This window comes from Pantoea sp. BR_17 (assembly GCF_041955125.1).
In the GTDB taxonomy this organism is placed as follows: Bacteria; Pseudomonadota; Gammaproteobacteria; order Enterobacterales; family Enterobacteriaceae; genus Pantoea; species Pantoea stewartii.
This window is the reverse complement of sequence record NZ_JAVAXT010000009.1, coordinates 182,575-200,980: the sequence shown is the minus strand read 5'-3', so window position 1 is coordinate 200,980 and position 18,406 is coordinate 182,575. Positions and strand designations below refer to the sequence as shown.

Sequence of the window (18,406 nt, the reverse complement as noted above, 5' to 3'; positions counted from 1 at the left end):
GGACCTGTTTTGATCCCAGCTTATACGGATCGGGATCACCGATCATTCACAGGTATCGATCCTCGCTACCAACTTGTTTCCTTTGAGGTTTCCGCAGATATCCACAAGGCATGGCGATCCTAATAAGAGATCTAACAGAGAGATCATATAAAGAATAAAGATCTTATCTTTTAAACCTGACGATCCCGCTGCTTTCGCCTCAGCCATAATTTCAGTAGAATCCACCGCCCAGAGAGAACGATCTCTGACTATTCATCAACGAGGTACCACTTCATGTTTTATCAAGATCCTTTTGACGTCATCGTTATTGGTGGTGGTCATGCGGGCACGGAAGCTGCCATGGCAGCAGCCCGAATGGGTCAGCAAACCCTGTTACTGACCCATAACATTGATACGCTGGGACAAATGTCCTGCAATCCGGCGATCGGTGGTATCGGCAAAGGACATTTGGTAAAGGAAGTGGATGCCTTAGGCGGTTTGATGGCCAGCGCGATCGACCAGGCCGGCATTCAGTTTAGGATACTAAACGCCAGTAAAGGCCCTGCTGTTCGGGCAACGCGTGCGCAGGCCGACCGCGTGCTTTACCGTCAGGCTGTGCGTACAGCACTGGAGAATCAGCCCAACCTGATGATCTTCCAACAGGCCGTCGATGATCTCATCGTTGAAAACGATCGTGTCGTCGGTGCTGTGACGCAAATGGGCCTGAAGTTCCGTGCCAAAACCGTTGTGTTAACCGTGGGCACGTTCCTTGACGGGAAAATTCATATCGGGCTGGATAACTACAGCGGTGGACGCGCGGGTGATCCCCCTTCTATCCCGCTGGCGAAACGTCTGCGTGCGTTACCCTTACGTGTTAATCGTCTGAAAACCGGCACTCCGCCGCGTATTGACGCACGTAGCATCGACTTCAGCGTGTTATCGCCGCAGCATGGCGACAACCCCATGCCTGTGTTTTCGTTCATGGGAAGCGCGTCACAGCATCCTCAGCAGGTTCCGTGCTGGATCACCTATACCAATGAAAAAACGCATGATGTGATCCGCAATAACCTCGATCGTAGCCCCATGTATGCCGGGATCATCGAAGGGATCGGCCCACGCTATTGCCCTTCGATTGAAGACAAAGTCATGCGCTTTGCCGATCGCAATTCGCATCAGATTTTCCTTGAGCCTGAAGGGCTGACCAGTAACGAGATCTACCCGAACGGTATCTCCACCAGCCTGCCATTCGATGTGCAGATGCAGATCGTACGTTCTATGCAGGGTATGGAAAATGCAAAAATCGTGCGCCCGGGCTATGCCATTGAGTATGATTTTTTTGACCCACGTGATCTGAAACCCACGCTGGAAAGCAAATTTATTGCCGGTCTGTTCTTTGCTGGCCAGATCAACGGCACCACCGGTTACGAAGAAGCGGCGGCCCAGGGCTTGCTGGCAGGCCTGAATGCGGCAAGACAGTCTGCTGATAAGGAAAGCTGGGCGCCGCGTCGTGACCAGGCCTATCTGGGCGTGCTGGTGGACGATCTTTGTACGCTCGGCACCAAAGAACCGTATCGCATGTTTACCTCGCGTGCTGAATACCGTTTGATGCTGCGTGAAGACAACGCCGATTTGCGTCTGACGGAAACGGGTCGCGAACTCGGTCTGGTGGACGATGCGCGCTGGGCGCGCTTTAACCAGAAGCTGGAAGCGATCGAGCAGGAGCGTCAGCGACTGCGTGATATTTGGGTCCATCCTAAATCCGCAAACATCGCCGACGTGAATACCGTAACCAGCGCACCGTTGACGAAAGAAGCCAGCGGTGAAGATTTGCTCCGTCGTCCTGAAATGACCTACCTGAAACTGATGACGCTGGAAGCATTTGGCCCGGCGTTAACCGATGAGCAGGCTGCTGAGCAGGTCGAAATCCAGGTGAAATACGAAGGTTATATTGCGCGCCAGCAGGAAGAGATTGAACGTCAGCTGCGAAACGAAAATACATTACTGCCTGCGACGCTGGATTATCGTCAGGTCAGCGGTCTGTCCAATGAAGTTATCGCCAAGCTGAACGATCATAAACCCACGTCAATTGGTCAGGCGTCACGCATTTCAGGCATTACGCCTGCGGCAATCTCGATTTTACTTATTTACCTGAAAAAACAAGGTCTGTTGCGCAAAAGCGCCTGATCTGAACCGGGGCGGGCTTACCCGCCCCCGCTGACTGGACTGATGCTGTGATCAACAAACTCACTTCGCTGCTGCAAGCGGCAAACATTTCTCTTACCGATCAACAAAAACAGCAACTGGTAGCCTACGTCGGGCTGCTGGATAAATGGAATAAAGCCTACAATCTGACGTCCGTACGGGATCCCCAGCAGATGCTGGTGCGCCATATTCTGGACAGCATTGTGGTTGCGCCGCATCTTAAAGGTGCCCGCTTTATCGATGTCGGGACAGGGCCGGGCTTACCTGGTATTCCTCTGTCCATCGTCATGCCTGATGCGCATTTCACTTTACTGGACAGCCTCGGTAAGCGTGTGCGTTTTTTACGGCAGGTCCAGCATGAACTCGGTTTGACCAATATCACGCCAGTGCAGAGCAGGGTAGAGGACTTTCCTGCAGAGCCGCCATTTGACGGCGTCATCAGCCGTGCTTTTGCCTCCCTGGACGATATGGTGAGCTGGTGCCACCACTTACCGGCGGAAGACGGCCACTTTTATGCTCTTAAAGGCGTACGGCCTGATGATGAAATTGCCAACCTGCCTGCGGGCTATGCGCTTGATAGCGTGGTTGCATTGCGGGTACCTCAGCTTGAGGGTGAACGTCACCTGGTCATTATCGGACGTGAATAGCTGAAGTTTGCACCGTGCGCGACGACGAGGCACGGTGCATGTGTTACCAAAGATGCGGTAGGGCGACATTTGTCTCATCGGTTATTTCACCTCGCAATGTTAAATACCCACGCGGAAATTATCTGAAAAACTTTTTCACATTTAACTTTTACTTCACAACTTTTTATCAAAATAATCACGCATTGCTGGAATTTTCCAGGTGTGAATCACCCATTATCCGGTTAAACGGCAATGAAATGTGGTCACGGGGAATAAGCATTTTACGATTCTGAACCCGTCTTCGATGTCAATAGACCCTTTTTATCGCCATTACGAAAAAATGAGGCGGTAATTCTTTTTAAGTGACTGTCCATAAAGGGTTTATTTATTGATTCTTAGCTCAGGTAATTACAGGACGATAAAACCTGCTACGGTGCGAATGCTTATTATGTGATCTAAAGCACGCTTTAAAACAGCATGACGACCGAACTTTTCGGCGTGTAATTCGTAACGACCTGCTCTCTATCTTTGGAAAAATAGTCCTTCGGAAAGAAATTTAGATAATTGTTCACCTTTTCGTTACTTAACGATTGAAATCACAGGTGCGGCCCGTATAATTTGCACGGCTTTTGCTACTTGACTCAAATGCACAAAGGCAGTCTTATACGACACGCGACATACCCCTAAAGGGGCAGGAGAGTATCAGCGTCATGTCAGTGTCTCTTTACAGTGTAAAATACGCCCGAACGGTGCTGATGATTCAGTTAGTGACCATTGTCATCGTCGGTGTTCTCTTTTTTGCCCTGAAAGATATGACCTGGGGCGCCTCTGCACTTGCTGGCGGCGTGGCAGCCTGGCTGCCGAACGTGTTGTTCTTGTTTATAGCCTGGCGCCTGCAAGGGCAAACCCCGGCATCGGGGCGCGTCGCATGGAGCTTTGCTTTGGGTGAAATAGCCAAAGTGTTCGCGACCATTATTTTGCTCATTGTGGCGTTGGGTGTATTCGATGCGGTCTTTTGGCCGGTCGGAGTAGCCTGGTTATCGGTGCTGGTCGTACAGATGTTGGCACCGGCGGTAATTAACAACAAAGGGTAAGAGGCATCATGGCTGCAGGAGAAATCTCTACTCCGCAAGAGTACATTGGTCACCACCTGACTCATCTTCAGTTGGACCTGCGTACCTTCGAGTTAGTGAATGCTCACGACGCTCCCGCGACGTTCTGGGTATTAAATATCGATTCCATGTTTTTCTCTCTGGTGCTGGGAGTTATCTTCCTGGTGTTGTTCCGTAGCGTGGCGAAAAGCGTCACCAGCGGTGTGCCAGGGAAAATGCAGGCGGCTATCGAGCTGGTTGTCGGTTTCGTTGATAGCAACGTGCGCGACATGTATCACGGTAAAAGTAAACTTATCGCCCCGCTGGCTCTGACAATTTTTGTCTGGGTCTTCCTGATGAACTTCATGGATCTGCTGCCAATCGATCTGCTGCCGTATATCGGTGAGCATTGGTTAGGCCTGCCAGCGCTTCGCGTTGTGCCGTCCGCAGACGTGAACATCACGTTATCTATGGCGTTGGGCGTCTTTATTTTGATTCTGTTCTACAGCATCAAAATGAAAGGCATTGGCGGCTTCACGAAAGAGCTGACGCTGCAGCCTTTTAATCACCCGATCTTTATCCCCATCAACCTGATTCTGGAAGGTGTTAGCCTGCTGTCCAAACCGGTTTCTCTCGGTCTGCGACTGTTCGGTAACATGTATGCGGGTGAACTGATCTTTATCCTTATTGCCGGTCTGTTGCCGTGGTGGTCACAGTGGGTTCTGAATGTGCCGTGGGCCATTTTCCACATCCTGATCATTTCGCTACAGGCTTTCATCTTCATGGTCCTCACGATTGTCTATCTGTCGATGGCATCTGAAGAACATTGATTTTTTTCTCAACAATACGCGTTTAACTGAAACAAACTGGAGACTGTCATGGAAAACCTGAATATGGATCTGCTGTACATGGCTGCCGCTGTGATGATGGGACTGGCGGCAATCGGTGCTGCGATCGGTATCGGCATCCTCGGAGGAAAATTCCTGGAAGGCGCTGCTCGTCAGCCTGACCTGATTCCTCTGCTGCGCACGCAGTTCTTTGTTGTAATGGGTCTGGTGGATGCAATCCCAATGATCGCTGTTGGTCTGGGCCTCTACGTGATGTTTGCTGTCGCCTAAAGCCCTGTGTTCACTCTGCGCCCGGCGCAGGCGTGAACGGATTCTGCCGTTTATCACTGATAGCGGCAGAAAAGTTTACTACTTAATTAGAGGCATTGTGCTGTGAACATTAATGCAACAATCCTCGGCCAGGCCATCGCGTTCATCCTGTTTGTCGCGTTCTGCATGAAGTACGTATGGCCGCCGATTATGGCTGCCATCGAAAAGCGCCAGAAAGAAATTGCTGAAGGCCTTGCTTCTGCTGAACGCGCGAAGAAAGATTTGGATCTCGCGCAGGCTAATGCGACCGACCAGCTGAAAAAAGCGAAAGAGGAAGCTCAGGTCATTATCGAGCAGGCGAACAAGCGTCGCACGCAGATTCTGGACGAAGCCAAGACTGAAGCTGATAACGAACGTACTCGCATCGTGGCACAAGCGCAGGCTGAAATTGACGCCGAGCGTAAACGTGCACGTGAAGAACTGCGTAAGCAAGTCGCGTTGCTGGCAATGGCTGGCGCCGAGAAGATCATCGAACGTTCCGTGGATGAAGCTGCTAACAGCGACATCGTTGATAAACTGGTCGCTGAACTGTAAGGAGGGAGGGGCTGATGTCTGATCTGATTACTGTAGCTCGCCCCTACGCCAAAGCAGCTTTTGACTTTGCTGTTGAGCATCAAAGTATTGAACGCTGGCAAAAGATGCTGGCGTTTGCCGCAGAAGTGGCTGCCAATGAACAGATGGCTGACCTGCTTTCCGGTGCGTTAGCACCTGAAGCGTTGGCTGCCTCGTTTAACGCAGTCTGTGGTGATCAACTGGATGAACCCGCGCAGAACCTGATTAAGGTGATGGCGGAAAACGGACGTTTGACAGCGCTTCCAGCTGTACTGGCGCAATTCATTCAACTTCGGGACGCGTATGAAGCGACGGCCGAAGTGGATGTCATTTCTGCCAGCACGCTGAGTGACGACCAGCTGACTAAAATCAGCGCCGCGATGGAAAAACGTCTGTCACGCAAAGTTAAGCTGAATTGCAAAATTGATAAGTCTGTGATGGCAGGCGTGATCATCCGTTCGGGTGATCTGGTGATTGATGGCAGCGTACGCGGCCGTCTTGACCGTCTGGCAGACGTCTTGCAGTCTTAAGGGGACTGGAGCATATGCAACTGAATTCCACCGAAATCAGCGAACTGATCAAGCAGCGCATTGCTCAGTTCAATGTCGTGAGCGAAGCTCACAATGAAGGTACTATTGTTTCTGTAAGTGACGGTATCATCCGCGTACACGGCCTGGCCGATGTAATGCAGGGTGAGATGATTTCCCTGCCGGGAAACCGTTACGCTATCGCCCTGAACCTCGAGCGTGACTCTGTAGGTGCCGTGGTGATGGGTCCGTATGCTGACCTGGCCGAAGGCATGAAGGTCAAGTGTACTGGCCGTATTCTGGAAGTACCGGTTGGCCGTGGCCTGCTGGGCCGCGTGGTGAACACCCTGGGTGCACCTATCGACGGTAAAGGCGCAATCGACAACGACGGCTTCTCGCCAGTCGAAGTGATTGCACCCGGTGTTATCGATCGTCAGTCCGTAGACCAGCCTGTTCAGACGGGTTACAAATCTGTCGATGCGATGATTCCAATCGGCCGTGGCCAGCGTGAGCTGATCATCGGTGACCGTCAGACCGGTAAAACCGCGATGGCAATCGACGCCATCATCAACCAGCGTGATTCAGGCATCAAGTGTGTCTACGTTGCGATTGGTCAGAAAGCGTCAACCATTTCTAACGTGGTACGTAAACTGGAAGAGCACGGTGCGCTGTCTAACACCATCGTTGTTGTGGCTTCTGCATCTGAGTCTGCTGCACTGCAGTACCTGGCTCCGTATGCGGGTTGCGCCATGGGCGAATACTTCCGTGACCGCGGTGAAGATGCGCTGATCGTATACGATGACCTGTCTAAGCAGGCTGTTGCATACCGTCAGATTTCTCTGCTGCTGCGCCGTCCACCAGGTCGTGAAGCATTCCCGGGCGACGTGTTCTATCTCCACTCTCGCCTGCTGGAGCGTGCATCACGCGTTAGCGCTGACTACGTTGAGCGCTTCACCAATGGTGAAGTAAAAGGCCAGACCGGTTCTCTGACCGCACTGCCTATCATCGAAACTCAGGCGGGTGACGTTTCTGCGTTCGTTCCGACCAACGTAATCTCGATTACTGATGGTCAGATCTTCCTGGAATCTAACCTGTTCAACTCCGGTATCCGTCCGGCTGTTAACCCGGGTATCTCTGTATCCCGTGTAGGTGGTGCTGCTCAGACCAAGATCATCAAGAAACTGTCCGGTGGTATTCGTACCGCGCTGGCACAGTACCGTGAACTGGCTGCATTCTCCCAGTTTGCGTCTGATCTGGACGATGCAACCCGTAAACAGCTGAGCCACGGTCAGAAAGTGACCGAGCTGCTGAAGCAGAAACAGTATGCGCCGATGTCTGTCGCGCAACAGGGTCTGGTTCTTTTCGCAGCGGAACGCGGCTATCTGAACGACGTTGAGCTGGCAAAAATTGGTAGCTTCGAAGCGGCTCTGCTGGCGTTCGCAGATCGCGATCACGCCGAGCTGATGGCTGAAATCAACCAGTCTGGTAACTTCAATAACGACATCGAAGAGAAGCTGAAAGGCCTCCTCGAGACGTTTAAAGCAACCCAGTCCTGGTAATGTCTGGCGGCTTGTCTGAAAAGGCAGGCCGCAAGGCTTTGAGGAGAAGCTAATGGCCGGCGCAAAAGAAATACGTACCAAGATTGGAAGCGTAAAAAATACGCAGAAGATCACCAAAGCGATGGAAATGGTCGCCGCCTCCAAAATGCGTAAAACGCAGGAACGCATGGCGGCCAGCCGTCCGTATGCAGATACCATGCGCAAAGTGATTGGTCACCTTGCGTTAGGCAATCTGGAATACAAGCACCCTTACCTGGATGAGCGCGACGTTAAGCGCGTCGGCTACCTGGTCGTTTCGACTGACCGCGGGCTTTGTGGTGGTTTGAACGTTAACCTGTTCAAAAAATTGCTGGCAGAGATGAAGGCCTGGTCCGACAAAGGCGTACAGAGCGATCTGGCCATTGTGGGATCGAAAGGCGTGTCATTCTTCGGCGCTGTTGGTGGCAATGTAGTGGCACAGGTCACTGGCATGGGCGATAAGCCTGCGCTGTCTGATCTTATTGGCCCGGTAAAAGTGATGTTGCAGGCCTACGATGAAGGCCGTATCGACAAGCTGTACATTGTTAACAACAAGTTCAACAACACCATGTCTCAGACTCCGACCATTACCCAACTGCTGCCGTTACCGCCAGCGGAAGGTGAAGAAGAGATGAAGGCGAAGACCTGGGATTACCTGTACGAGCCCGATCCGAAAGCGCTGCTGGATACGCTGCTGCGTCGCTATGTCGAATCGCAGGTTTATCAGGGTGTGGTGGAAAACCTGGCCAGTGAGCAGGCCGCACGTATGGTGGCAATGAAAGCTGCAACCGATAACGGCGGAAATCTGATCAAAGAGCTGCAGTTGGTTTACAACAAAGCTCGTCAGGCCAGCATCACCCAGGAACTTACCGAGATCGTCTCGGGAGCCTCCGCGGTTTAACCAGGTTTGGAATTAGGTAGAGGATTCAAGATGGCAGCTGGAAAGATTGTCCAGATTATCGGCGCCGTAGTTGACGTCGAATTCCCTCAGGATGCAGTACCGCAAGTGTACAGCGCTCTTGAGGTTAAGAATGGTGATGCTCGTCTGGTGCTGGAAGTTCAGCAGCAGCTGGGTGGTGGCGTAGTGCGTACTATCGCCATGGGTACTTCTGACGGCCTGAAGCGCGGTCTGGAAGTTGCCGACCTGAAAAAACCGATCCAGGTACCGGTTGGTAAAGCAACCCTCGGCCGTATCATGAACGTGCTGGGCGAGCCTATCGACATGAAAGGCGACCTGAAAGAAGAAGATGGCAGTGCAGTAGAGGTTTCCTCTATTCACCGCCCTGCGCCTTCTTATGAAGAGCAGTCTAACTCGCAGGAACTGCTGGAAACCGGCATCAAGGTTATCGACCTGATGTGTCCGTTCGCGAAGGGCGGTAAAGTCGGTCTGTTCGGTGGTGCGGGTGTGGGTAAAACCGTAAACATGATGGAGCTGATCCGTAACATTGCGGCTGAGCACTCAGGTTACTCGGTATTTGCCGGCGTAGGTGAGCGTACTCGTGAGGGTAACGACTTCTACCACGAAATGACTGACTCCAACGTTATCGACAAAGTTGCGCTGGTGTATGGCCAGATGAACGAGCCGCCGGGTAACCGTCTGCGCGTTGCACTGACCGGTCTGACCATGGCGGAGAAATTCCGTGATGAAGGCCGTGACGTTCTGCTGTTCATCGACAACATCTACCGTTATACCCTGGCCGGTACAGAAGTCTCTGCACTGCTGGGTCGTATGCCATCTGCGGTAGGTTATCAGCCAACGCTGGCAGAAGAGATGGGTGTGTTGCAGGAGCGTATTACCTCCACCAAAACCGGTTCAATCACCTCCGTACAGGCCGTTTACGTCCCTGCGGATGACCTGACTGACCCGTCACCGGCAACTACCTTTGCTCACTTAGACTCAACAGTCACCCTGAGCCGTCAGATCGCCTCTCTGGGTATCTACCCAGCCGTTGATCCGCTGGACTCAACCAGCCGTCAGCTGGATCCACTGGTTGTGGGTCAGGAGCACTACGATGTTGCACGTGGCGTACAGTCACTGCTGCAGCGTTATCAGGAACTGAAAGACATTATCGCCATCCTGGGTATGGACGAACTGTCTGAAGAAGACAAACTGCTGGTGGCACGTGCGCGTAAGATTCAGCGCTTCCTGTCTCAGCCGTTCTTCGTAGCAGAAGTGTTCACCGGTTCTCCAGGTAAATACGTGACGCTGAAAGACACCATCCGTGGCTTTAAAGGCATCATGGAAGGTGAATTTGACCACCTGCCAGAGCAGGCCTTCTACATGGTTGGTGCCATCGAAGAAGCGGTCGAAAAAGCGAAGAAACTGTAATAACGGTTTCCCAGGAGGAAAATTATGGCTATGACTTATCACCTGGATGTTGTCAGTGCAGAGAGCCAACTGTTCTCTGGTCTGGTACAGAAAATTCAGGTGTCAGGTAGCGAAGGTGAACTGGGGATTTTCCCTGGCCACGCCCCGCTGCTGACTGCCATTAAGCCTGGAATGATCCGTATCGTGAAACAGCACGGCGAAGAGGAGTTTATTTACCTCTCTGGCGGCGTGCTGGAAGTGCAGCCTGGCAGCACTACCGTTCTGGCCGATACCGCTATTCGCGGTACCGATCTGGACGAAGCGCGTGCCCTGGAAGCAAAACGTAAAGCAGAAGAGCATATGAACAGCAGCCACGGCGACGTGGACTATGCTCAGGCTTCTGCAGAACTGGCGAAAGCCATTGCCAAACTGCGCGTGATCGAGCTGACCAAAAAAGCGATGTAATCCGGCTTTATGCGTCACGAAATGCCAGCCCATTGGGCTGGCATTTTTTTTATCTGAAGCCCGGATAGCGGGATAATAGCTAATTTCGGAACGAGAAAAATGTAGTAATCTCAGGGCTAAATCGTTTAACGTTCCTCAGTCAAAAATCAGTCAGGATAGATATGTCTAACAGTGCGATGAGTGTGGTGATTCTTGCGGCTGGCAAGGGCACCCGTATGTATTCCGATCTGCCAAAAGTCTTGCATACGCTGGCAGGTAAACCGATGGTTCAGCACGTCATTGATGCCGCAAAAGGGCTGGGTGCGCAACAGGTTCATCTGGTTTACGGACACGGCGGTGACCAGCTCAAAGCCACGTTAACCGACAGTGCCGTTAACTGGGTGTTGCAGGCAGAACAACTCGGTACCGGGCATGCCATGCAGCAGGCAGCTCCGCACTTTGCAGACGACGAAGACATCATGATGCTTTATGGTGATGTTCCGCTGATTTCTGAAGAGACATTACAACGTCTGCGCGACGCGAAGCCGGAAGGCGGGATTGGACTGTTAACCGTCGTACTGGATAACCCTACGGGCTACGGCCGCATCGTGCGTGAAAATGGCACCATCGTCGGCATTATTGAGCAGAAAGATGCCAGCCCTGTGCAACTGGCCATTAATGAAATCAATACTGGCATCCTGATCGCTAACGGTGGTGATCTAAAACGCTGGCTGGCAAAACTTACCAATAATAATGCTCAGGGTGAATATTACATTACCGACATCATTGCCCTGGCGCATCAGGAAGGTCGGGTCATCAATGCGGTACACCCGGCACGCAATAGCGAAACCGATGGCGTAAACAACCGTCTGCAACTGGCAACTCTCGAGCGCACTTACCAGCAGGAGCAGGCAGAAAAACTGCTGCTTGCGGGCGTTATGCTACGCGATCCGGCACGCTTCGACCTGCGCGGCACGCTGCAGCATGGTCGGGACGTTGAGATCGACGTCAATGTCATTATTGAAGGCCAGGTAACGCTGGGCAATCGGGTCAAAATTGGTGCGGGCTGCGTCATTAAAAACAGCGTCATCAGCGATGATTGCGAGATTAGCCCCTATTCGGTGATCGAGGATGCGAATCTGGCCACTGACTGTACGGTCGGCCCGTTCGCGCGTTTACGTCCCGGCAGTGAACTGGCCCAGGCCGCCCACGTCGGCAATTTCGTTGAAATGAAAAAAGCCCGACTCGGGAAAGGCTCTAAAGCAGGTCACCTGTCTTATCTGGGTGATGCGGAGATCGGTGCCAATGTGAATATCGGTGCAGGGACGATTACCTGCAATTACGATGGCGCAAATAAATTCAAAACCGTTATTGGTGACAATGTATTTGTTGGCTCGGATACGCAACTGGTCGCCCCGGTGAGTGTGGCGGCAGGCGCAACGATTGCCGCCGGAACAACGGTGATGAAAGACATTTCCACTGCCGATCTGGTCTATAACCGTAAAGAGCAGAATCACAAAGCCGGCTGGCAGCGCCCGCAGAAGAAAAAATAATTTTTACGGCCCGGGCTAAACGGGCCGCTTGCAGTACCAAAACTATAATCCCCACTCTCTACAAGGCTCGGGGAACCGGCAATGCCGGACTATCAGGTCATATGACAACGCAATGGCAAACAGCCATGAAGTCAGGAAATAACTTATGTGTGGAATTGTTGGTGCAGTAGCACAACGTGATATCGCAGAAATTTTGTTAGAAGGTTTACGCCGCCTGGAATACCGCGGTTATGACTCAGCCGGTCTGGCCGTCGTCGATCAGCAAGGTCATGTTACCCGTTTGCGTCGTCTGGGCAAAGTTCAGATGCTGGCTGCCGCAGCGGAAGAACAACCTCTGAACGGCGGAACCGGTATCGCGCATACGCGCTGGGCAACCCATGGCGAACCCTCAGAGGCCAATGCGCATCCGCACGTTTCTGAGCATATCGTTATAGTGCACAACGGTATTATCGAAAACCATGAGCCGCTTCGTGAAGCGCTGATTGCGCAGGGTTACCATTTCAGCTCAGAAACCGATACCGAAGTGGTAGCGCATCTGGTTCATCTGGAGCAGAAAAAGGGCGGTTCGCTGCGTGAAGTCGTGCAGCGTGTGATTCCCCAACTACGCGGTGCCTATGGCATGGTGATCATGGACAGTCGCGATCCATCGTGTCTGGTGGCCGCCCGTTCAGGCAGCCCACTGGTCATCGGCCGTGGTGTGGGTGAAAATTTCATTGCTTCTGACCAACTGGCACTGTTGCCGGTCACTCGCCGCTTTATTTATCTGGAAGAGGGCGATATCGCTGAAATCAGCCGTCGCGATGTCACGATCGTCGATCGTGCGGGTAATACCGTGCGCCGCGCCGAGATCGAATCCAGCGTACAGTACGATGCCGGTGATAAAGGTATCTATCGCCATTACATGCAAAAAGAGATCTATGAGCAGCCAAATGCGATTAAAAACACCTTAACGGGGCGTTTTAATCACGGTGCAGTCGATCTCAGCGAACTGGGGCCGAATGCAGAAGCGCTGCTCAGCAAGGTTGAGCACATCCAGATCATCGCCTGTGGCACTTCTTACAACTCTGGCATGGTCTCGCGTTACTGGTTCGAGGCGCTGGCAAACCTCCCTTGTGATGTCGAGATTGCGTCCGAATTCCGCTACCGCAAATCGGCGGTACGTAAAAACAGCCTGCTGATTACCCTGTCTCAGTCGGGGGAAACGGCGGATACGCTGGCCGCGCTGCGCCTGTCGAAAGAGCTGGGGTACCTGGGATCGCTGGCTATCTGTAACGTCGCGGGTTCGTCGCTGGTACGTGAATCCGATCTGGCGCTGATGACCAAAGCGGGTACGGAGATTGGTGTAGCCTCTACAAAGGCCTTTACCACTCAACTGACCGTACTGCTGATGCTGGTGGCAAAACTCGGTCGCCTGAACGGCATGTCCGCAGAAAAAGAGCACGAAATTGTGCATGGTCTGCAGGCTCTGCCAAGCCGCATTGAGCAAATGCTGGCGCAGGACAAGCTGATTGAAAACCTGGCCGAAGATTTCTCTGATAAGCACCATGCCCTGTTCCTTGGCCGTGGTGATCAGTACCCTATCGCGATGGAAGGGGCGCTCAAGCTGAAGGAGATCTCGTATATTCATGCGGAAGCCTATGCGGCAGGGGAACTCAAGCACGGTCCGCTGGCGTTGATCGATGCCGATATGCCGGTCATTGTGGTGGCACCGAACAATGAACTGTTAGAGAAGCTGAAATCGAATATCGAAGAAGTACGCGCACGTGGCGGTCTGCTGTACGTGTTTGCCGATCAGGATGCCGGTTTCAGTGACAGCGAAGGAATGAAAATCATTCCTCTGCCGCACGTCGAAGAGGCCATTGCGCCTATCTTCTATACCGTGCCGCTCCAGCTGCTCTCCTATCATGTGGCCCTGATCAAAGGCACCGATGTGGATCAGCCGCGTAACCTGGCGAAATCGGTAACGGTCGAGTAATGCATCTTATGCGTGAATCCCCGACGGGATTCACGCGTTTCATTTATTTGATCTTGCTACTGCATTGCTCCAGTGCACGCTGTTGATCGCTGATTTTGCGGTTAGCCTCATCGAGTGAACGCTGCAGGTTATTGATCGTATCCTCATTGTTGCTTAGCTTTTGGCGAGTTGACTGAGGATATTTGCCTGATTTTATAGCGTTTTTGTTAAGTCTTTAATCTTATCTTTCATTGCAATAACACCTTCAACATCGACGGATGATTGTTTAACGGCGCCGTAATAACCCAATATAGCCAGAGCGCCTTTGTTATTAGCTGCGGTATAAAATTTATCTAAATGAATCGTGGGTGTCGTATCATCCGCCTTTAAGCCTGCCAGCGTACAGAGCAGGACGACATTGCACACCAGAAGCTTCTTCATAAATCTCATCGAACATGTCCTTTTCGAGAGGAGTCTTATGAAATGAGCAATAATTGTGCCTGTCATATAACTGTAATATTAACTACATTTTTCTGTCACTAAACTGTCCTATTTTCCCTCCTGCAGCAATCACTGACTCTTACTAAAAAGGCACTTAGCCTGACTTTTCTCCCCTGGAGGGAACATGACACTGATGCGTAGCACCGTAGCCCGAATCCTCGCCGCCTCTCTTGCCGTTAGTGCGGTTTCTGCATTTGCAGCCACCGATCTGACCGGTGCTGGCGGTACATTCCCGGCGCCGGTTTATGCCAAGTGGGCAGCAGAGTATCAGCAAGCCACCGGTAGCAAAATCAACTATCAGGGCATTGGTTCATCTGGCGGTGTAAAACAAATTATCGCCAAAACCGTTGATTTCGGTGCCTCCGATGCGCCTATGAAAGACGAAGATCTGCAGAAATATGGTCTGTTCCAGTTCCCTACCGTAATCGGTGGCGTGGTGCTGGCGGTTAACCTGCCAGGCATCAAATCTGGTCAGCTGACGCTGGACGGTAAAACCGTTGGCGACATCTATCTGGGTAACATCAAAAAGTGGAACGATCCTGCGATTGTTAAACTGAACCCAGGCGTGAAACTGCCCGATACCAACATCAACGTGGTGCGTCGCGCGGATGGTTCAGGTACCTCTTTCGTTTTCACCAGCTACCTGGCGAAAGTGAACGAAGAGTGGAACAGCAAAATTGGTAAAGGCAACACCGTTAACTGGCCAACCGGTCTGGGCGGTAAAGGTAACGATGGCGTGGCAGCGTTTGTACAGCGTCTGCCAGGTTCTATTGGTTACGTTGAGTACGCGTATGCCAAACAGAATAACCTGACCTATACCAAACTGATGGATGCGGACGGCAAAGCGGTTGCGCCAAGCGAAACCAGCTTCTCTAATGCCGCGAAAGGCGCAGACTGGAGCAAATCGTTTGCTCAGGATCTGACCTTCCAGAAAGGCAATGATGCATGGCCGATCACCTCAACCACCTTTATCCTGATTTACAAAGATCAGACTAATGCGGCGAAAGGTGCCGAAGTCCTGAAGTTCTTTGACTGGGCCTACAAAGATGGCGGTAAAACGGCCAATGCGCTGGATTATGCCACCCTGCCGGAGAGCGTGGTTCAGCAGATCCGTGCTGCCTGGAAAGCCAATATCAAAGACAGTTCTGGTAAAGCGCTTTATAAGTAAGTGAATGACCCTGACCAGCCTGCGTGCTGGTCAGCCTTCAAGGGCGGCGTCTGCCGCCCTGATAACTTCTGAGGACGAAGACTTCTATGGCTGCAACGAAGTCGGCATTCAAAGCCCCAGGTAAGCAAGGTGACCGAATTTTTGGCGCGCTGGTAAAACTCTCTGCGCTGATTGTTCTGTTGCTTATGGGCGGCATTATCGTCTCCCTGATCTTCTCTTCCTGGCCAAGCATACAGAAATTTGGTTTCGCGTTTTTGTGGACCAAAACCTGGGACGCCCCTAACGAACAATTCGGTGCACTGGTGCCGATTTACGGCACACTTGTCACCTCAATCATTGCGTTGATTATTGCGGTACCGGTCAGTTTCGGTATTGCTCTTTTTCTGACCGAACTCTCACCAGGCTGGTTACGACGTCCACTGGGAACCGCAATTGAGCTGCTCGCTGCGATTCCGAGTATTGTTTATGGTATGTGGGGCTTATTTATCTTTGCTCCGCTGTTCGCAGAATATTTCCAGACGCCCGTTGGTGATGTCCTCTCGGGCATTCCGATTATTGGCGCTCTGTTCTCCGGTCCGGCGTTTGGTATCGGTATTCTGGCCGCAGGTGTGATTCTGGCCATCATGATCATTCCCTATATTGCTTCAGTCATGCGCGACGTGTTTGAGCAGACGCCGGTGATGATGAAAGAGTCAGCCTATGGGATCGGCTGTACAACGTGGGAAGTGATCTGGCGCATCGTGTTGCCGTTTACTAAAAACGGCGTCATCGGCGGCATCATGCTGGGCCTGGGACGTGCGCTGGGCGAAACCATGGCGGTCACCTTTATTATCGGTAACACCTACCAGCTCGACAGTGCCTCACTGTTTATGCCAGGCAACAGTATCACCTCGGCACTGGCGAATGAGTTTGCTGAAGCCGAATCGGGTGTTCACGTAGCGGCACTGATGGAACTGGGCCTGATTCTGTTTGTTATCACCTTTATTGTGCTGGCGATTTCCAAGTTAATGATTATGCGTCTGGCAAAAAGTGAAGGAGCGCGATCATGACAACAATGGAAGTACAGGCTCGGGCCGAACTGGAAGCGTCACGTCGCAAAATGCAGTCGTGGCGTAGCACCAAGAACAAAATCGCCTTAACGCTGTCCTTGCTGACGATGGCATTTGGCTTATTCTGGCTGGTCTGGATTTTGTTTACCACCGTGAGCCGCGGCATTGACGGGCTTTCATGGTCGCTGTTTACCGAGTCCACACCGCCGCCAAACACGGCGGGAGGCGGATTAGCCAATGCGCTGGTAGGTAGCGGTTTACTGATTTTATGGTCGACATTCATTGGCACGCCACTGGGCATTCTGGCGGGTGTGTATCTGGCAGAATATGGTCGTAAGTCTTTACTGGCGGAAGTGATTCGTTTCATTAACGACATCCTGCTGTCTGCCCCATCGATTGTTGTGGGCCTGTTTGTCTACACCATTGTCGTGGCGCAGATGCACCACTTCTCAGGCTGGGCAGGTGTGATAGCGCTGGCGTTGTTACAGATTCCAATAGTGATTCGCACGACGGAAAACATGTTACGACTGGTACCTGACAGCATGCGCGAAGCAGCCTATGCGCTGGGTACGCCGAAATGGAAGATGATTTCCGCCATTACGCTGAAAGCGTCCGTATCCGGGATTATTACGGGTGTGCTGCTGGCGGTAGCGCGCATCGCGGGCGAAACCGCGCCGCTGCTGTTTACTGCGCTGTCGAACCAGTTCTGGAGCACCGACATGATGCAGCCGCTGGCAAACCTTCCGGTCACCATCTTTAAATTTGCGATGAGTCCGTTCGCCGAGTGGCAAAGTCTGGCCTGGGCGGGCGTACTGATTATTACCCTCTGTGTGTTGCTGTTAAATATCGTAGCACGCGTGGTATTCGCCAAGGGTAAACACGGTTAACGACTGACACGGCCCTGTGCGGTGTCGTATAAGAGAGAAAAGCAATGAGTACTGCGACTGCATCAGCGGGTAAGATTCAGGTCCGTAATCTGAATTTTTATTACGGCAAGTTTCACGCTCTGAAGAACATCAACCTGGATATTGCGAAGAATCAGGTGACGGCCTTTATCGGCCCTTCAGGCTGTGGTAAATCCACTTTGCTGCGAACCTTCAATAAAATGTATTCGCTCTATCCCGAGCAGCGCGCGGAAGGGGATATTCTGCTGGACGGTGACAACATTCTGGCGTCCAACCAGGATATCGCCCTGCTGCGCGCCCGGGTTGGCATGGTGTTCCAGAAGCCGACGCCTTTCCCGATGTCGATTTATGACAATATCGCCTTTGGCGTGCGCTTGTTTGAAAAGCTGTCTCGCGCCGATATGGACGAGCGTGTGCAGTGGGCGCTTACCAAGGCAGCCCTGTGGACTGAAACCAAAGACAAGCTGCATCAGAGTGGCTACAGTCTGTCAGGCGGCCAGCAGCAGCGTCTGTGTATTGCGCGCGGTATCGCCATTCGTCCGGAAGTCCTGCTGCTGGATGAGCCCTGTTCAGCGCTGGATCCCATTTCTACCGGCCGTATCGAAGAACTCATTACTGAACTGAAGCAGGATTACACCGTCGTGATCGTGACACACAACATGCAGCAGGCGGCACGTTGTTCCGACCACACGGCGTTTATGTATCTGGGCGAACTGATTGAATTCAGCGACACCGACACGCTGTTCACCAAGCCGGCACAGAAACAAACGGAAGACTACATTACAGGTCGCTACGGCTGATTAGACAGGAGAT

Annotated in this window: 18 protein-coding genes; 17 read left to right on the top strand and 1 reads right to left on the bottom strand. The window is 52.2% G+C overall.

The window, feature by feature from the left end; translation table 11 throughout:
- Nucleotides 1-273 precede the first annotated feature (273 nt).
- The 13 genes from mnmG (at nucleotide 274) to glmS (ending at nucleotide 13,991) form a co-directional block, all read left to right on the top strand.
- On the top strand, nucleotides 274-2,163 hold the full coding sequence (gene mnmG, locus RAC60_RS15370) for a tRNA uridine-5-carboxymethylaminomethyl(34) synthesis enzyme MnmG (RefSeq protein WP_033737220.1): 1,890 nt from the start codon (nucleotides 274-276) through the stop codon (nucleotides 2,161-2,163).
- 47 nt (nucleotides 2,164-2,210) lie between these two features.
- Nucleotides 2,211-2,828 (top strand): 16S rRNA (guanine(527)-N(7))-methyltransferase RsmG, encoded by a 618-nt coding sequence (rsmG, locus tag RAC60_RS15365; RefSeq protein ID WP_006121195.1) that lies wholly within the window; start codon nucleotides 2,211-2,213, stop codon nucleotides 2,826-2,828.
- A gap of 689 nt (nucleotides 2,829-3,517) precedes the next feature.
- Nucleotides 3,518-3,901, top strand: coding sequence for a F0F1 ATP synthase subunit I (gene atpI / locus RAC60_RS15360; protein WP_006121196.1), 384 nt, complete (start codon nucleotides 3,518-3,520; stop codon nucleotides 3,899-3,901).
- A gap of 8 nt (nucleotides 3,902-3,909) precedes the next feature.
- Complete coding sequence (atpB, locus tag RAC60_RS15355; protein ID WP_033737226.1) at nucleotides 3,910-4,728, top strand: F0F1 ATP synthase subunit A; 819 nt, start codon at nucleotides 3,910-3,912, stop codon at nucleotides 4,726-4,728.
- A 48-nt stretch (nucleotides 4,729-4,776) separates the two neighbouring features.
- Nucleotides 4,777-5,016: a F0F1 ATP synthase subunit C gene (atpE, locus tag RAC60_RS15350; RefSeq protein WP_003849523.1), complete on the top strand. Its 240-nt coding sequence runs from the start codon at nucleotides 4,777-4,779 to the stop codon at nucleotides 5,014-5,016.
- Between the two features lie 102 nt (nucleotides 5,017-5,118).
- Nucleotides 5,119-5,589 carry a F0F1 ATP synthase subunit B gene (atpF, locus tag RAC60_RS15345; protein WP_013023933.1) on the top strand — a complete coding sequence of 157 codons (471 nt, stop codon included), beginning with the start codon at nucleotides 5,119-5,121 and terminating at the stop codon, nucleotides 5,587-5,589.
- Between the two features lie 14 nt (nucleotides 5,590-5,603).
- The gene (atpH, locus tag RAC60_RS15340; RefSeq protein ID WP_006121199.1) at nucleotides 5,604-6,137 is read left to right on the top strand and encodes a F0F1 ATP synthase subunit delta; all 534 of its coding nucleotides are present in this window, start codon (nucleotides 5,604-5,606) and stop codon (nucleotides 6,135-6,137) included.
- A 14-nt stretch (nucleotides 6,138-6,151) separates the two neighbouring features.
- Entirely contained in the window at nucleotides 6,152-7,693 is a 1,542-nt protein-coding gene (atpA, locus tag RAC60_RS15335; protein ID WP_028725331.1) for a F0F1 ATP synthase subunit alpha, read from the top strand.
- 52 nt (nucleotides 7,694-7,745) lie between these two features.
- A complete protein-coding gene (gene atpG, locus RAC60_RS15330) occupies nucleotides 7,746-8,612 on the top strand; it encodes a F0F1 ATP synthase subunit gamma (RefSeq protein WP_006121201.1) in 867 nt (288 codons plus the stop codon).
- A 30-nt stretch (nucleotides 8,613-8,642) separates the two neighbouring features.
- Nucleotides 8,643-10,040 carry a F0F1 ATP synthase subunit beta gene (gene atpD, locus RAC60_RS15325; protein ID WP_006121202.1) on the top strand — a complete coding sequence of 466 codons (1,398 nt, stop codon included), beginning with the start codon at nucleotides 8,643-8,645 and terminating at the stop codon, nucleotides 10,038-10,040.
- 24 nt (nucleotides 10,041-10,064) lie between these two features.
- Nucleotides 10,065-10,484 carry a F0F1 ATP synthase subunit epsilon gene (locus RAC60_RS15320; RefSeq protein WP_013023936.1) on the top strand — a complete coding sequence of 140 codons (420 nt, stop codon included), beginning with the start codon at nucleotides 10,065-10,067 and terminating at the stop codon, nucleotides 10,482-10,484.
- Nucleotides 10,485-10,645: 161 nt separating this feature from the next.
- Nucleotides 10,646-12,016, top strand: coding sequence for a bifunctional UDP-N-acetylglucosamine diphosphorylase/glucosamine-1-phosphate N-acetyltransferase GlmU (glmU, locus tag RAC60_RS15315; protein WP_172913541.1), 1,371 nt, complete (start codon nucleotides 10,646-10,648; stop codon nucleotides 12,014-12,016).
- 145 nt (nucleotides 12,017-12,161) lie between these two features.
- The gene (glmS, locus tag RAC60_RS15310; RefSeq protein ID WP_375093980.1) at nucleotides 12,162-13,991 is read left to right on the top strand and encodes a glutamine--fructose-6-phosphate transaminase (isomerizing); all 1,830 of its coding nucleotides are present in this window, start codon (nucleotides 12,162-12,164) and stop codon (nucleotides 13,989-13,991) included.
- Nucleotides 13,992-14,183: 192 nt separating this feature from the next.
- Here the strand turns inward: glmS and RAC60_RS15305 are convergent, their stop codons facing one another.
- Nucleotides 14,184-14,411 (bottom strand): hypothetical protein, encoded by a 228-nt coding sequence (locus tag RAC60_RS15305; RefSeq protein WP_253275879.1) that lies wholly within the window; start codon nucleotides 14,409-14,411, stop codon nucleotides 14,184-14,186.
- A 184-nt stretch (nucleotides 14,412-14,595) separates the two neighbouring features.
- On the opposite strand from RAC60_RS15305, the gene pstS reads away from it, so the two are divergent.
- The 4 genes from pstS to pstB all read left to right on the top strand — a co-directional run bounded on the left by pstS (nucleotide 14,596) and on the right by pstB (nucleotide 18,393).
- The gene (gene pstS, locus RAC60_RS15300; RefSeq protein WP_006121207.1) at nucleotides 14,596-15,639 is read left to right on the top strand and encodes a phosphate ABC transporter substrate-binding protein PstS; all 1,044 of its coding nucleotides are present in this window, start codon (nucleotides 14,596-14,598) and stop codon (nucleotides 15,637-15,639) included.
- Between the two features lie 86 nt (nucleotides 15,640-15,725).
- Nucleotides 15,726-16,688 carry a phosphate ABC transporter permease PstC gene (gene pstC, locus RAC60_RS15295; protein WP_006121208.1) on the top strand — a complete coding sequence of 321 codons (963 nt, stop codon included), beginning with the start codon at nucleotides 15,726-15,728 and terminating at the stop codon, nucleotides 16,686-16,688.
- Nucleotides 16,685-17,575 carry a phosphate ABC transporter permease PstA gene (gene pstA, locus RAC60_RS15290; protein ID WP_033737233.1) on the top strand — a complete coding sequence of 297 codons (891 nt, stop codon included), beginning with the start codon at nucleotides 16,685-16,687 and terminating at the stop codon, nucleotides 17,573-17,575. The genes pstC and pstA overlap by 4 nt, the downstream gene beginning before the upstream one ends.
- Nucleotides 17,576-17,619: 44 nt before the next feature.
- On the top strand, nucleotides 17,620-18,393 hold the full coding sequence (pstB, locus tag RAC60_RS15285; protein WP_033737235.1) for a phosphate ABC transporter ATP-binding protein PstB: 774 nt from the start codon (nucleotides 17,620-17,622) through the stop codon (nucleotides 18,391-18,393).
- Nucleotides 18,394-18,406: the final 13 nt, after the last annotated feature.

Coding starts and splice junctions, on each gene's coding strand:
- mnmG (WP_033737220.1), top strand. CDS start 274: ATGTTTTATCAAGATCCTTTTGACGTCATCGTTATTGGTGGTGGTCAT.
- atpI (WP_006121196.1), top strand. CDS start 3,518: ATGTCAGTGTCTCTTTACAGTGTAAAATACGCCCGAACGGTGCTGATG.
- atpB (WP_033737226.1), top strand. CDS start 3,910: ATGGCTGCAGGAGAAATCTCTACTCCGCAAGAGTACATTGGTCACCAC.
- atpE (WP_003849523.1), top strand. CDS start 4,777: ATGGAAAACCTGAATATGGATCTGCTGTACATGGCTGCCGCTGTGATG.
- atpH (WP_006121199.1), top strand. CDS start 5,604: ATGTCTGATCTGATTACTGTAGCTCGCCCCTACGCCAAAGCAGCTTTT.
- atpA (WP_028725331.1), top strand. CDS start 6,152: ATGCAACTGAATTCCACCGAAATCAGCGAACTGATCAAGCAGCGCATT.
- atpG (WP_006121201.1), top strand. CDS start 7,746: ATGGCCGGCGCAAAAGAAATACGTACCAAGATTGGAAGCGTAAAAAAT.
- atpD (WP_006121202.1), top strand. CDS start 8,643: ATGGCAGCTGGAAAGATTGTCCAGATTATCGGCGCCGTAGTTGACGTC.
- RAC60_RS15320 (WP_013023936.1), top strand. CDS start 10,065: ATGGCTATGACTTATCACCTGGATGTTGTCAGTGCAGAGAGCCAACTG.
- glmU (WP_172913541.1), top strand. CDS start 10,646: ATGTCTAACAGTGCGATGAGTGTGGTGATTCTTGCGGCTGGCAAGGGC.
- glmS (WP_375093980.1), top strand. CDS start 12,162: ATGTGTGGAATTGTTGGTGCAGTAGCACAACGTGATATCGCAGAAATT.
- RAC60_RS15305 (WP_253275879.1), bottom strand. CDS start 14,411: ATGAAGAAGCTTCTGGTGTGCAATGTCGTCCTGCTCTGTACGCTGGCA.
- pstS (WP_006121207.1), top strand. CDS start 14,596: ATGACACTGATGCGTAGCACCGTAGCCCGAATCCTCGCCGCCTCTCTT.
- pstC (WP_006121208.1), top strand. CDS start 15,726: ATGGCTGCAACGAAGTCGGCATTCAAAGCCCCAGGTAAGCAAGGTGAC.
- pstA (WP_033737233.1), top strand. CDS start 16,685: ATGACAACAATGGAAGTACAGGCTCGGGCCGAACTGGAAGCGTCACGT.
- pstB (WP_033737235.1), top strand. CDS start 17,620: ATGAGTACTGCGACTGCATCAGCGGGTAAGATTCAGGTCCGTAATCTG.